Genomic DNA, 14,367 nt, shown 5'->3' on the forward strand with positions numbered 1-14,367 from the left:
TAACTGTCTTTATGCTGCTAACATTCTAATTCCAGCAGTAACGAAGCTTAACATTCCTATTACTATTAGAATTAACAACCATTTCCGCTCAGGTTTTCTATAATATAAAATCCCACTTATGAACATTACGATCAATCCACTTAGTAGATTCACTAACAATCCATTAAGCATGAATGCCCTCTCCATCCATTACATTTAAGAAATATTCTTCTAAGGAACTATGTTTCTTATTAATACTTTCAATTTCCACATCGTTCATAATAAGTGCTTTTGAAATGGCCTGCTGAGACGCTAACGTATCATACACACGAATCATGGTTCCACTCATTATTTTGTAGTTTTTTATACCAAGTTTATCTTCTAAAATATAAGCTGCACGTTTCACATCAGGAACAGTGATTTCAATGTACTCTGTTTGTTTTCCGTTAATACTCTTCATTGAAACTTCTTTTATTAGTTTTCCATTTTGAATCACACCAATTGTATCGGCCATTAGTTCCATTTCACCTAAAATATGACTAGAAACTAATAATGTAATGCCATATTCTTTGCAGAGCATTTTAAATAAGTCTCGTAACTCTTTAATACCAATTGGATCTAAACCGTTAATTGGTTCATCTAAAATGAGCAATTCTGGCTTTGTCACGATTGCTCTTGCAATACCGAGTCGTTGTTTCATTCCTAATGAAAAATCTTTTACTTTTTTATTATCTACCCCTTGTAGTTTCACTAAATGTAAAGCATGGTCAATTGCATTTTTATCGTAGTAGCCCATGTATTCACAATGTAGGTCTAAGTTTTCTTTCGCCGTTAATTTATCATAAAAGATTGGGTATTCAATAATTGTCCCCATTCTTTTTAATACTTCATAAGATGTATCTGTTAATTTCTCACCGAAGATTTCAATATCACCACTCGTCGGTTTTATTAAATTTGTAATCATTTTCATAATCGTTGTTTTACCAGCACCGTTTGGTCCTAAAAAACCGTAAATTTCTCCTTTTTTCACATGCATGTTAACACCGGAAATAACTTCTTTCCCTTTAAACACCTTCGTTAACTGGTTTGTTTTTAATATATATGTCATGTTACTTTCCCCTTTCGCAATACTCTATATTTCTATAATAGACAACGGAAATCTCTTTTTTCTTACCCGTTTCTTACAAATTCCTTACGCTGAAAAAAAGCTTGTAGAATCTACTGCTCTACAAGCTAAAACTGTATCTTTATTAATGCAATTGTAAAAATTGTTTTTTCATACGGTTTACTAGAAAGATGAATTTTTCCGTCCATCGCTTCCACAAGCCGTTTCGTAATCGTTAATCCTAGACCGCTTCCTTGGTACAATCTATTTCTTGAATCTTCAAGTGTGTACATACGCTCAAACACTTTATCAATATGAGATTCATCAATCCCTTTTCCTTTATCCCATACATCTATATACACGCCCGTGTCATCATCTCTTAACGTCATACCGAGTGCCTTTCCATCGTCTCCATATGTAATTGCATTTGATATTAAATTATTCAATACCCTACCTAATACTTCTACATTTCCAAGTGCATATATATTTCTTTCTGGTATATCAATATGAACCTGAAAACCTTTCGTCGTCACTAAATCATAAAATGATAAAATCTTCTCGCGGCAAACTTCATTCATATTTATTTTTGTCATTTCAATTGCTTTGTCACCAGATTCTAATTTCGCTAAATCAAAAAACTTATGAATTAATTCCATCACTTCTAGTGTTTTCGTATGCACTTTCTCAAGTAATATTTGTTGTTCTTCTTTATTTATCGTTTTATCCTTATTTAACATTTCTGTATATCCAAGAATAACTGTTAGTGGTGTTTTCAAGTCATGCGAAATATTTGAAAGCATTTTTCTCATCGAAATTTCTACTTTTGCATGATCTGCATTCGTTTTCTGTTTTGCATCTAATAATTGATTAATCGCCACTAATAATTTTTGCAATTCTAGATCATCTGTCATAACGAGTAACGTCTCACCTGTTTTTTCATTTACAATACTTTCTAACTTTTCATATGTGTATCGTAAATTTTTACTACTATTTTTTCTCATTTTATATTGCATATAAATAACACATAACAATATAAAAATAATACCTATTAACAAATTGATCATATTACATCACTTCCAGCTTATAGCCGATGCCCCATAGCGTTTTAATATATTCTGGATTAGATGGATCACTTTCGATTTTCTCACGCAATCTTCTCATATGAACATTAATAACGTTATCGTCACCGTAATACTCTTCATTCCAAACTAACGTATATATTTGCGCTTTCGTAAATACACGATTTTGGTTCTTTACGAATAGCTTTAAAATCTCAAATTCTTTTAAAGTAAGTTTGAGAGGCTTCCCGTTTTTTTCTACAGTAAAATTAATTGGATCAATTGTTAAATCACCAATTTGAATCATTTTTTCTATTGTTTCTGTAGCCGAGTATTTCGTAGACCTCCGAATACCTGCTTTTACACGTGCAGCCAATTCAATCATAGAAAACGGCTTACAAATGTAATCATCTGCTCCAAGTCCTAATCCAACAGCTTTATCAACATCTGTATCTTTTGCCGACATCATTAAAATCGGAACTGCACTTTTTTCTCGAATGATTCGTACAACCTCTAAGCCATCTAGCTTTGGCATCATAATGTCAAGGATAATCAAATCAAATGAACCTTTTAAATATGTGTTCACGCCTTCTTCTCCATCAGACGCAATCGTAACTTGAAAGCCTTCCTTTATTAAATACTTTTCCACCATCTCTTGAATTGAGATATCATCTTCAACTAATAAAATATGATGTGACATATGTCTATCCCCTTTTTACAAACGTTAACAATCCAATTGTATCGTAACTACTACAGACTGGAAACAATTATATGAATTTTCAAACCAACTTCCCTTCCTTCCTTAACAATGATATGATGAAATTCACTACGATTGTTCATAATTAACTTTATATAAAGGAGACTTATCATGTCAGAAAACAAAAAAGTAAGCTTAGCTGATTTAATGCGTGAACAACTTGCTAAGAAAAAGCAAGGAAATGGAAATGGTCAAAATGCAAAAAATCAAAGCCAAGAAACAAAAAAATTACAAAACCAACAAACAAAGAAAACAAACAACCAACGTAGACGTACAGGTGTATAAATGAACGGACAAAAACGTTCTAATATCGCCCCCGGTCTTGAAGTTGATATTGTATTAAAACAAGATCAACGAACAGGCAAATTAACACGTGGAATTGTAAAAGATATTTTAACAAACTCCCCTTCCCATCCGCATGGCATTAAAGTGCGATTGCAGGACGGGCAAGTCGGTAGAGTACAAAATATCGTTCAATAAGAAAAGGAGCTCAAGTAAACTCGAGCTCCTTTTCTTTATTAACCTTTAATTTTCTCGATGAAAACTACTTTTAAGTAGTCTCCTTCTTTAAATTGATCAATGGTACGGAAATCTTCTGGTAAAGAATGTTCTTCTAATATTTTATATTTGCCATTCATTTCTTTAAAGGCTGTATCGATAAAGCCTTTAAACTTTTTCATATCGAATGCGCTACAATTTGTAGAAGCAACGATAATACCGTTATTTTCTGTAATAGCAATTGTTTCTTTTAATAAATTTTTATAATCTTTTGCTGCACTAAATGTATATTTTTTTGAGCGTGCAAAGCTTGGAGGGTCAAGTACGACCATATCAAATTTCATTTTTTTCTTCGCTGCATATTTGAAGTAAAGAAATACATCTTCTACAATAATATCTTGCGCTTCATAATCAACTTCATTTACACTAAACTGCTCAATCGTTTTACTTAAACTACGATTTGCAAGGTCAACACTCGTCGTTTTACTCGCTCCGCCAAGCGCTGCAAATACAGAGAAAGCACCTGTATAAGAGAACATATTTAACACTGTTCTTCCTTTTGCATATTTATCACGAATTTGTTTTCGAACGTTACGTTGATCTAAAAATACCCCAACCATTGCCCCATCATTTAAATACACCGCAAAGTTTACACCATTTTCTTTTACGATAAGTGGGAACTCGCCGCGCTCTCCTGCTACGAAATCATCCCCCTCAATATATTTCCCTTTCGTATCAAAACGCTTTTTCTCATAAATACCTTTAAAGTTTGCTACTTTTTGAAGAGCGGCTATAATCTCATCTCTGAAAGTATAAATCCCTTCACTATACCAACTTACTACATAATAGCCATCATAATAATCGATAATTAGTCCTCCAAGACCATCACCTTCACCATTCACCACACGGAATGCTGTCGTATCACTTGATTTGTAAAATTGCTTTCGTTTATGTAAGGCAGATTTGATTTTACTTTCAAAGAAAGATTGATTAATTTGTTCACTCTCTTTTCTCGTTAAAATCCAGCCGTACCCTTTATTTTGTTTTCCATAATAGCCTTTTCCGATAAATTGGTTCTTCTCATCTACTACTTTAATGATTGTTCCTTCTTCACGAACATCATTTAAATTTTGAATCGCATCTTTTAAAATAAGCGGATATCCACTTTTAATTTCTTTTATAAATTTCGGTTTTATTTTTACAGTTACTTCTGATCGCATATAATAACTTCCTTTCCATTTGCATGCTTTCTCTACAGGAAGCATTTAAAAAACGAGACTGAAAAAACAGCCTCGTTTCACTATACCATATTATTGCTTTGCTAGTACAACTCGCTCATTCTCTCGCTTAACTGCCACATATTTACTACATTTTGAACTGGAAATCTTACTGTCCAATATAATATAAAAAACTTTTATATTTCACATTTAGCATTGACAATGATAATGATTTTCATTATCATTTAATGTATATGAGTTCTCGAAAATAAAGGCTATATTTATAGGAGGAATAAACATGATTATCGTTACAAATACAGCTAAAATTACAAAGGGAAATGGATATAAATTAATTGAGCGTTTTAATAAAGTAGGTAAAGTTGAAACGATGCCAGGCTTTTTAGGTCTAGAAGTTCTTTTAACGCAAAATACAGTTGATTATGATGAAGTAACAATTAGCACTCGCTGGAATGCAAAAGAAGATTTCCAAGGTTGGACAAAGAGCGCTGCATTTAAAGATGCTCACTCACATCAAGGCGGAATGCCAGAATATATTCTTGATAATAAAATTGCTTACTATGATGTAAAAGTTGTACGTATGCCAATGGCTGCAGCACAGTAAAAACAGTCCTTTTTTAAAGTATAGAATATGAGAAGCGTTATCTATCACTTCTCATATTCTATACTTTTTTCTTTAATTTCTTTTTATTAATTTTGCGTGTACAACTAGCCTTCCAGCCTCTGGATCAAGCGCATAGTCACAAGTAGAAAGTGTTACGATTTCATCATTAGCCGTCAATTCCGTATCCGTTTTGTACAGTGATTTTTCTTGAATTTCCTTTAAGAACGATGTATATGCTGCATCATTTTCAAAATCCGTTTCAATGTAATAAAAGTCCGTTGTTGTCGTGTATACTGAAAAAACTTCCACGTCGTATCCTTCAAATAATGTATCGTAATATAATTTACGATGAGACATAAAAAAGTCTTCATCCAACATCTTTTTTAAACTACCAAACATAGAACCGTCTTTCATACGATGGCCATATAAAATCGTATTTCGATTTTGAGATTTCACATCATTACGATGGTCCATAAAAATGCTTCCCGCTCTCATATCTTCACCTTTATAATTACGAAATAAATAGTAATCATTATCTTTTGCTTGAACGATTGGATAATTAATTTGTGTATCATCCATCGTAATCCATCCGACTATCTCTGGATTAATTTTCTGGAGATCCTGAAACTGTTTACGTACCTCTCCATCTTCTGATTTTTCTTCCATTGGACTTCTTTTATAAATATGTTGTGCCTCAGCCATTACTTTACGATTTTCATAATAATCCATGAAAATCCCGCCCAACTCATACATTGAATAGAAAAAGATTCCTAAAAACACAATTGTAAGTATGCGTTGAAAAAAAGAATTCTTTTTCCGTCCTTTCTTACTATTCAAATTATCACCTCAAAACGGATTATGCTCAGCCTTTAGATTCCCATAGGTACCATGTACAATCCGGTATCTTCATCCTGCTTTACAATGACATCTACACCATATATTGCTTTAATCATTTCTTCTGTTATTACATCATTAGGATTACCTTTCGTAATGATTTCTCCATCTTTCATAACGATAATATGGTCGCTATAACGAATGGCTTGATTAATATCATGTAATACCATTACAATCGTTAGTCCATGCACTTCATTTAACTCTTTCACTAACTCTAATATTTCTAGCTGATAGTAAATATCTAAATATGTGGTCGGCTCATCTAAGAAGAGCATTGGTGTATTTTGAGCTAATGTCATTGCGATCCAAACTCGCTGCCTCTCTCCACCAGATAAAGCATAAATTGGCTTATCACGCTTACTTTGTAAATTCGTACATACTAGCGCACGCTCAATCGCTTCTCTATCTTCATCTGTTTGCGGAGAGAATATATTTTTATATGGCATACGCCCGAAGCTTATTAGCTTTTCCACTGTAATATCTGCTGGAGCCTCATTTTGTTGATGGACAACCGCTAGTTTTCTAGCAAACTCTTTCGGTTTATATTCACTAATCGCTTTCCCATCAAGTATTACTTCTCCACTGCTAGGAGCGTGGTTTCTAGACATGACACTAAGTAATGTTGATTTCCCACATCCATTCGGTCCAATGATTGTTGTAATTTTCCCAATTTCTATTTCACTACTAACAGACTTTAATCGATTTGTTACGTTATCGTATGAAAAGGTTACATTTTTAATTTCCATGAACTTTATCACTCTTTCCAAGCAAGAATATTAAGAATGGACCACCAATAACCGCCATAATTGTTGCTGCTGGAATTTCGTTAGGTGGCACAATTAACCTTCCAATCGTATCTGCCGTCAAAATTAATAACGCCCCTGCAAGAGCAGAAAATGGAATTAATACTTTATGGTCTGAACCGACTAATTGTCTTGAAATATGCGGAACTAGTAATCCTACAAAAGCAATAACACCTGCAATCGCTGTTGATACTGCCGCTAAGAGTACTGCAATGGCAGAAATAATAAGACGAACTCTCGTCACGTGCAAGCCTAAGTTTTTCGCAGTCTTATCTTGTAGCGATAATAAGTTACACCAAGCTCCTACGAACAGAGCAAGAATAAGACCAATCGTTCCATAAGTCACCATTATTTCTACATCGCCCCACGTCTTCATTGTTATGTTAGAAGTCGTCGTTTGCTTAATACTCTTAATAAAATATCCACAAATCGTAACGAATGATTCATTTAATCCAGTAAACATTGCATTAATGGCAATACCAATTAAAATAATGCGAAGCGGGCTTAATCCTGATTTCCATGAAAACGAATAAACGAGATAACATGCAAGCGCACCACCTAAAAAGGCGAATACGGGTGTCCAGAAAAAGAATTGCGGGAACAACGTAATAATAACGAGTGTCATAAAACTTGCTCCTGAAGATATACCGATTACCCCAGCATCAGCGAGTGGATTTTTCATAACAGCTTGAAAAAGCACACCTGAAACAGCGAGAGCCGCTCCAGTGAACAACGCAATAATAATACGCGGAAAACGTAAATCTTTAATGACTTCAACATCTTCATTTCCACCTGTAAATATCCCTTGTACAAGTTCAACAATACCTACTTCTAAACTACCTTTCATCGCTGACAATGATGTCATAACAATAAGCAATGCAGTAACAATGAGGAAACTCCAAGTTTTTTTATTCATTCTACTCTTCCTTTATATTAAAATGCATCACGGATACATCATTTTTTTCAATTCATCTAATGCTTCAATTGCTGCTAAATTACCTGTCGTTCCAAATAAACGCTCTTCTAAATCGTAAACACGGTTATTTTTAACCGCAGCAAAGTGTTTCCAAATATCATTTGTTTTAAATTCTTTATCAAACATTTTTACAACTTCATCAGGCATACCATGAGCTGCTCGTAAAATAATATCTGGATCAGCTTTCTTTAAATACTCTGTATTAGAAGCTAAATATTCTACTTGTTCACCTTGCACAATATTTTTACCACCTAGTTGTTTCACTAAATCTCCAATATAAGAATGCTCTGTTGCTACTAAATAACTTCCCGGCACACCTAATAAAATAAGCACTGTCGGTTCTTTCTTTCCTTTTACTTCTTTTTGAATGCTAGCAACCTTTTTATCTAATTTAGTTACTACTGCTTCGGCCTGTTTTTCACGCCCATATTTCTTACCTAAATCGCTAATAGAACTTTGCATATTTTTCAAACTCGTTAAATCTAAAAAGTTTGCTTTCATACCCACACCATCAAAAACTGGCTTTAATTCATATTCAAGTGTTGTCACAGATAACACTTCTGAAGGCTTTAATGACTTTACCTTTTCCATATCTGGACTCATTGGATTCCCAACTTCAGGTAAACCTTTATATCGCTTCGGTAAAGTTTTAGAACTTGTTGGAACGCCGACTAAATCTACTTCTAACGCATCCATAATTTCAGTAACAGCCACTGTTGTTGCAACAACGTGCTCTTTACTTTCACTCTTTACCTGCTTTGCTGATTCTTTTTTTGGTGATGAGCACCCGGCTATACCCATTAACAAAATGATAGCCATTAGTACACTTGCAATTTTCTTCACTCTCAATCACCACTCCTTTCCATACAATATGAAACAAGTCTTGATGCACGCGAACATGCATCAAGACTCCAAAAATTACAATCTACCTGCTCTATATTTACGAACTAGTAAAGCAAGTGAACCTAGCAGTAACACCATGTATAAACCAAGTTGTGCTGTATCTGCAGTTTTTGAGTTTTTCTCTTTTTTTGAATCATTTTTTGTATCTTCTTTTTTCTTCTGACCATCTGCATTTCGGTTAAAATCAGGAGTACCTACTGTTTTTACATTATCTACTTTCGGTGTAGTCACTGGATTTTTCGGTTCATTTTTCGGTTCCTCTTTAATAGTTCCTAACGCGCCGATATTATTTGTATCAAATTGAATTTGTACATCGTAGAAATGATGGTAGTTCATCTCATCGATGTCTACCTTTACTTTTGCGTTTAATTTTTTAAATAGATCTTCTACTTCAAACTGTACTACTCGCGTATTTGCATTTTTATCTTCGCTTACTACTTTCGCATCAGCGAATAGTTCATTGTTTTCCGCTTGGAATTTCGTAATCCACGCACTATTTTTCAGCGTCATCTCAATATATTTTTTACCATCTTTTACGATTAATTTCGCTGGATTTACAACATAGTCATGCATCTTTGAAATCTCATCTGTTTTATCTTTTAATACTTTAAATGTAATATCATATTGGCCATCTACTAAATTTTTCGAATCAACTATTACTCTCGGTTTATTATTTTCATCTTGGTTGTTGTTTCCACCTTGGTTGTCGTTTCCGCCTTGGTTGTCGTTTCCGCCTTGGTTGTCGTTTCCGCCTTGGTTGTCGTTTCCGCCTTGGTTGTCGTTTCCGCCTTGGTTGTCGTTTCCGCCTTGGTTGTTGTTTCCGCCTTGGTTGTCGTTTCCGCCTTGGTTGTTGTTTCCGCCTTGGCTATCTAACGGCTTAATGCTACCTTTATCAAATGCAAATTGAATATCGTAAAAATGGTGATAATTCATTGAATCGATATCTACTTTTACTTTTGCATTTAACTTTTTTGATAAATCTGGTACTTCTACTTCCACTACGCGTGTATCAGCTTTTTTATCTTCACTTATTACATGTGCATCAACAAACGAACCATTTTTCTCAAATTCAAATTTTGTAATCCAAGAACTGTTCGTTAACGTAAATGATACATACTTCTTACCATCTTTTACTTTTAGCACACCTGGACTTTTTGTATATGTGTTCATCATTGAAATTTCGTCTGTTTGATCTTTTAATGCTTTGAAATTGATGCTGTATTCACCATCTTTAATTGTTTCAGCATCTGGTTTTTTATTTTCATCTGGTTTTTCTACTTCCGGTTTTTCTGCTTCCGGTTTTTCTGCTTCTGGTTGTTTCTCTTCATTTTTAATTTGTTCAAGTTTATCTTGTTCAAATAAAAGTTGTACATCATGCGTTTGCTTATAATTTCTTGATGCCATTTCGATAAATACTTTTGTATTTAGTTTTTTAGATAAATCGTTTACTTCAAACTCTACTACTCTTGTATCTTTTTCCTTATCCTCACTCACTACTTTTGCATCAACAAATGCGCCATCTTTTTCCGTTTGGAAATTTTTAATTAATGAGCTACTTTTTAGTGTTACAATTGCTTTTTTCTTACCGTTTTCTACTTTTAATACTCCTGGATTTACCATGTAAGTATTCATCTTAGATTCTTCATCTGTTTGATCTTTTAATACTTTAAATGGAATGCTGTACGTACCATCTGTAATTGTGTTAGAATTTGGTTGTTGATCTGGGTCAGGCTTTTGGTCGGGCTTCTGACCTGGATCGGTAGTTTCATTTGGATCTGGCTTATTAGCTGGGTCCTCTTTTTCATTTGGTTTTTCTACATGAATTGGTGTAATGCTATTTTGATCAAATGCAATACGAACGTCGTACTCATGATGATAATTTAAAAAATCAATATCTACTTTTACTTTTGCATTTAATACCTTCTCTATATCTTCTACATCAAATTCTACTACTCTTGTATCTTTTTCTTTATCTTCACTAATTACATTTGTCGCAACTAGCTTACCTGCTTTTTCTGTTTCAAACTTCGTAATCCATGAACTATTCGTTAATGTAAAGGATACTTTCTTTTTCCCATCCTTCACTTTTAAAGTTCCCGGACTTACTGAATATTGATTCATCATTGATTCTTCATCTGATGTATCTTTTAAAACTTTGAACCCAATTGAATATTCACCGTCAGCCAACTTGGTAGCTGCTTGAACTGCAAGTGGTTGTAATGTTGATACGAATGTAAATATCATTAAAAACATAGCAACAATAATTTTTGTATACCTGTTCAATGGAACGACTCTCCCTTTTGAAAATTATTTAATACTGCTCCCATCAAATACAAAGCGAATATCATATGAAGCATTATAATTAATAATTGGAATATTAATTTCCACCTTTCCATTTAGTTTTTTTGACAAGTCAGCAACTTCAAATTCTACTACTCTAGTATTATCTTTTTTGTTTTCACTTAACACGTTTGTTTCTACAAATTGACCATCTTTTTCTACTTGGAAACTTTTAATAGAAGCACTATCTTTCACTTTAAATGAAACATATTGTTTTCCATTTTTAACTGTTAATGTTGCTGGGCTTTCAAAATAACTATTCATTCTAGACGATTCATCTTTATCGCCTTTCCATACAGTAAAAGCAATATTATATTTTCCATCAGCTAGTTTTGTAGCAGCCTTTGCATCTTGTAAACCTAGTGTTGCGATAAACGTAAATAAAACAGCAAATACAGCAATAATCATTTTAAATTGTTTAAACATATATTCATCCCCCTTCAAAAGATTTATTTACTCAACTTCACTTTACGAATTAAGAAAGCACCTGAAATAAGAATTAACGCTACAAACAATCCAATACGTGCTTCATCGCCTGTTTTTGGGTTATCTGTTTTTTCAGCTTTTCCATTTTCATTTTTTGTTTCTTTGTTCACTTCTTTAGCTGTTTCCTTACTCTCTACTTTTGTTTTCTCTTCTTTTACTTGTGTATCTGTTTTCGCTTGATCATTATTTTTTGTTGTAGCAGCTACGCCGTTATCGCCACCTACAGCTTTTACATTTGCATCAAAAGCAAAACGAATTGTGTAGTGGTGGTCATAGTTTGCATTTGGTACAACAACATGAATTTTTACAGCTGCCGGTTTGGATAAATCATCTACTTTAAACTCTACTGTTCTTTTATCTGCCGATTCATCTTTACTAACAACTTTCGCATCAACAAAATCCCCATTCTCTGGTGCTTTAAATTCTGTAATCCAAGCACTATGATTCATCGGAACTTGTACTCTCATCTCACCGTTTTTCACTATTAATTTTGCCGGCTTTTCAAAATAGTCATTTGCCATTGAAGCTGAATCATTTTCCGCTTTTTGAATTACGTAATTAATATCGTAAGTACCATCAGCTAGTTTTGCTGAAGCATTCCCGTATGGCATTACAAGAAAAGCTAGCATACATACGAACGTTATAATAAAAGCGGGTAATACAGAAACCTTTTTCATTTTTCTTGTTTCCTCCTTGGTTATCTTTCATTTCACTTTTTGAAAATGATAATTATTCTCAATTTATAAGAAAAAAAATAATCTCTTCTACCTATTATTTAATTAGCATTCTTTTATGTAACATAAGTATTATTGATTATCATTCTCATTGAATATTAAAAATAATATCTCACCCTATTCCTTATACGAAGGCATAGAAACTGAGAAAAAATGATAAAACGCATTTATTGATTATCATTCTCAATGTAAATCAAAAAAAAATAAACTATCTCTTCTCCTCTTCTTTCACCTCTTCCCACAACAACACTATAGTTATAGAAACCCCTTTTCCCTCACTTCCCTTCCAATATTTCCACAACTAAGTCAATCTTAGCCTACTCATAAATTTTTTGTCAACTATATTACGTATAAAATTTTTAATATCTGAATTTCTCTATATACGGCTTTTTTTACAAAAAAAGAGACTTTCTATAATAGAAAGCCTCTTTTCTCTATTTTTCTACAGCAATTTCCTGCTTTTGAAACTTAGAAACTATATAACCAAATCCTATACCGATTATGCCTGGAACTAACCAACCAATTCCTACACTATATAATGGAATCTTATCTAAAATAGGTGCTAGCGCTGCAATTTGAAGGTTTGCATTGTGTAATCCATCAAAGAAACTTATTGCAAATGCTCCTACAATCCCGCCCACATACATCGCTAATGGAAGACGAACGTAGTTTTCAACAAGTGATAATACGATAAGTACGATTCCAATTGGATAAATTGCGATTAAGATTGGTAATGCTAATGCATTTAACTGAGTTAACCCAAGGTTTGCTACCATAAATGCTAATACACAGAAAATGAAAACGACTTTTTGATAAGAAAGCTTTGGTAATAAGGAAGAGAAGTAATCACCACAAGCTGCAACAATACCTACAGAAGTTGTTAAACATGCTGCTGTAATTGCGATCCCTAGTAATAAAGTTCCGTAGCTACCAAATAAATGATTCACGACATTTGTTAAAATAATTCCTCCGTTTGCGCCCATTCCAAGTGACACACTAGAAGCTCCAAGATAAGCAAGTGCTAAATACACAAGTAGTAGACCAAGTGCTGCAATAAATCCTGCAAAGATTGTTACTTTTGCAATACTGTTTTTATTTGTAATTCCTTTTTCTTTTAACGCATGAATTACAACATTTCCGAATACCAGTGCTGCAAGTCCATCTAAAGTTAAATATCCATCAATAAATCCTTTAAAGAGAGGAGCACTATACGCTTCTGTCGGTGCACCAAATTCTCCAATTGGTGTAATAAGTGCTTTACCTACGATAATTGCAATAACAGCTAATAATATTGGAGTTAGCACCTTACCAATACGACCCACTAATTTCGAAGGATTTAAAGCTAAATAGAAAGTGACTGCAAAGAAAATAAGTGTAAAGATAACAAGTGGATATGACTGACCAGCTATCTCACTTGGTAAAAACGGTGCAACACTCATCTCATAAGCTACTGTTCCTGTACGCGGTACACTTACGAATACGCCTAAACATAAATAAATTGCAGTGATAAAAACAAGTGCGAATATAGGATGTACACGTCCTGCTAGCTCATTAATATCTCCCTTTAAAGCTATAACAATTACTCCTAATAAAGGTAGTCCAACGCCTGTTACGATAAAACCAAACAGCGCGATCCATACGTCCGTTCCAGCACCTTGCCCTAACGCTGGTGGAAAAATCATATTACCTGCACCAAAAAACAGTGCAAATAACATTAAACTTATTGCAAACATCTCCGAAAACTTTAAAGATGATTTCATTCCTACTAACCTCCTAAAATAATTAATTAACAAAATATTCTGAATTAAAATCCGTCACATATCCTCTTTCAAGCATACTTCCCCGTAAAAGAACGCAAAAAACACCCGTCCCTAACAAAGGGACGAGTGTTGAAATCGTGGTTCCACCCTTATTCTAATAAAATGAATTCATAACGAAATAAGCTCATTTTATAGCTCGTGTAAATTGATAACGGTTTTATCCGCCAAGAATTAC

16 protein-coding genes and 1 other annotated feature (1 of these 17 cut by a window edge) are annotated in these 14,367 nt (G+C 33.6%); of the genes, 3 read left to right on the forward strand and 13 right to left on the reverse strand.

Features of this window, described 5'->3' with window-relative positions:
• Positions 1–9: 9 nt before the first annotated feature.
• From ACXKY9_RS22085 to ACXKY9_RS22100, 4 genes are all read right to left on the reverse strand, one after another.
• Complete coding sequence (locus ACXKY9_RS22085) at positions 10–171, reverse strand: hypothetical protein (RefSeq protein ID WP_000931763.1); 162 nt, start codon at positions 169–171, stop codon at positions 10–12.
• Positions 164–1,087 carry an ABC transporter ATP-binding protein gene (locus ACXKY9_RS22090; protein ID WP_000221066.1) on the reverse strand — a complete coding sequence of 308 codons (924 nt, stop codon included), beginning with the start codon at positions 1,085–1,087 and terminating at the stop codon, positions 164–166. The genes ACXKY9_RS22085 and ACXKY9_RS22090 overlap by 8 nt, the downstream gene beginning before the upstream one ends.
• Before the next feature lie 125 nt (positions 1,088–1,212).
• Positions 1,213–2,148, reverse strand: a complete 936-nt coding sequence (locus ACXKY9_RS22095) for a HAMP domain-containing histidine kinase (protein ID WP_000609140.1) — start codon at positions 2,146–2,148, stop codon at positions 1,213–1,215.
• A 1-nt stretch (position 2,149) separates the two neighbouring features.
• Positions 2,150–2,842, reverse strand: coding sequence for a response regulator transcription factor (locus tag ACXKY9_RS22100; protein WP_000018029.1), 693 nt, complete (start codon positions 2,840–2,842; stop codon positions 2,150–2,152).
• Positions 2,843–3,010: 168 nt separating this feature from the next.
• Between ACXKY9_RS22100 and ACXKY9_RS22105 the strand changes: the two genes are divergently transcribed.
• Positions 3,011–3,184, forward strand: coding sequence for a hypothetical protein (locus tag ACXKY9_RS22105; RefSeq protein ID WP_001293578.1), 174 nt, complete (start codon positions 3,011–3,013; stop codon positions 3,182–3,184).
• A complete protein-coding gene (locus ACXKY9_RS22110; RefSeq protein ID WP_001014310.1) occupies positions 3,185–3,379 on the forward strand; it encodes a YwbE family protein in 195 nt (64 codons plus the stop codon).
• 38 nt (positions 3,380–3,417) lie between these two features.
• On the opposite strand, the gene ACXKY9_RS22115 is transcribed toward ACXKY9_RS22110, so the two are convergent.
• Entirely contained in the window at positions 3,418–4,617 is a 1,200-nt protein-coding gene (locus tag ACXKY9_RS22115; RefSeq protein ID WP_001255971.1) for a class I SAM-dependent rRNA methyltransferase, read from the reverse strand.
• A gap of 295 nt (positions 4,618–4,912) precedes the next feature.
• Here ACXKY9_RS22115 and isdG point away from each other — a divergent pair, with 295 nt between their 5' ends.
• Entirely contained in the window at positions 4,913–5,236 is a 324-nt protein-coding gene (gene isdG, locus ACXKY9_RS22120) for a heme oxygenase (RefSeq protein ID WP_000587826.1), read from the forward strand.
• 72 nt (positions 5,237–5,308) lie between these two features.
• Here the strand turns inward: isdG and srtB are convergent, their stop codons facing one another.
• From srtB to brnQ6, 8 genes are all read right to left on the reverse strand, one after another.
• Complete coding sequence (gene srtB / locus ACXKY9_RS22125) at positions 5,309–6,073, reverse strand: class B sortase (RefSeq protein ID WP_001086121.1); 765 nt, start codon at positions 6,071–6,073, stop codon at positions 5,309–5,311.
• 32 nt (positions 6,074–6,105) lie between these two features.
• Positions 6,106–6,876: an ABC transporter ATP-binding protein gene (locus tag ACXKY9_RS22130; protein WP_000403760.1), complete on the reverse strand. Its 771-nt coding sequence runs from the start codon at positions 6,874–6,876 to the stop codon at positions 6,106–6,108.
• The gene (locus ACXKY9_RS22135) at positions 6,866–7,849 is read right to left on the reverse strand and encodes a FecCD family ABC transporter permease (protein WP_001036847.1); all 984 of its coding nucleotides are present in this window, start codon (positions 7,847–7,849) and stop codon (positions 6,866–6,868) included. Before ACXKY9_RS22135 ends, ACXKY9_RS22130 begins: the two co-directional genes overlap by 11 nt.
• Before the next feature lie 27 nt (positions 7,850–7,876).
• A complete protein-coding gene (gene isdE / locus ACXKY9_RS22140) occupies positions 7,877–8,758 on the reverse strand; it encodes a heme ABC transporter substrate-binding protein IsdE (RefSeq protein ID WP_002101379.1) in 882 nt (293 codons plus the stop codon).
• Positions 8,759–8,827: 69 nt separating this feature from the next.
• The gene (locus tag ACXKY9_RS22145; protein WP_001083184.1) at positions 8,828–11,095 is read right to left on the reverse strand and encodes an NEAT domain-containing protein; all 2,268 of its coding nucleotides are present in this window, start codon (positions 11,093–11,095) and stop codon (positions 8,828–8,830) included.
• A gap of 24 nt (positions 11,096–11,119) precedes the next feature.
• Positions 11,120–11,578, reverse strand: coding sequence for an NEAT domain-containing protein (locus tag ACXKY9_RS22150; protein WP_000476162.1), 459 nt, complete (start codon positions 11,576–11,578; stop codon positions 11,120–11,122).
• Between the two features lie 23 nt (positions 11,579–11,601).
• Positions 11,602–12,315 carry a heme uptake protein IsdC gene (gene isdC, locus ACXKY9_RS22155; protein ID WP_000757941.1) on the reverse strand — a complete coding sequence of 238 codons (714 nt, stop codon included), beginning with the start codon at positions 12,313–12,315 and terminating at the stop codon, positions 11,602–11,604.
• A gap of 491 nt (positions 12,316–12,806) precedes the next feature.
• The gene (gene brnQ6, locus ACXKY9_RS22160; RefSeq protein WP_000842650.1) at positions 12,807–14,132 is read right to left on the reverse strand and encodes a branched-chain amino acid transport system II carrier protein BrnQ6; all 1,326 of its coding nucleotides are present in this window, start codon (positions 14,130–14,132) and stop codon (positions 12,807–12,809) included.
• A gap of 115 nt (positions 14,133–14,247) precedes the next feature.
• Positions 14,248–14,367, reverse strand: a binding site (T-box leader) (it continues 136 nt past the right edge of the window).

The organism is Bacillus sp. 2175, assembly GCF_057812155.1.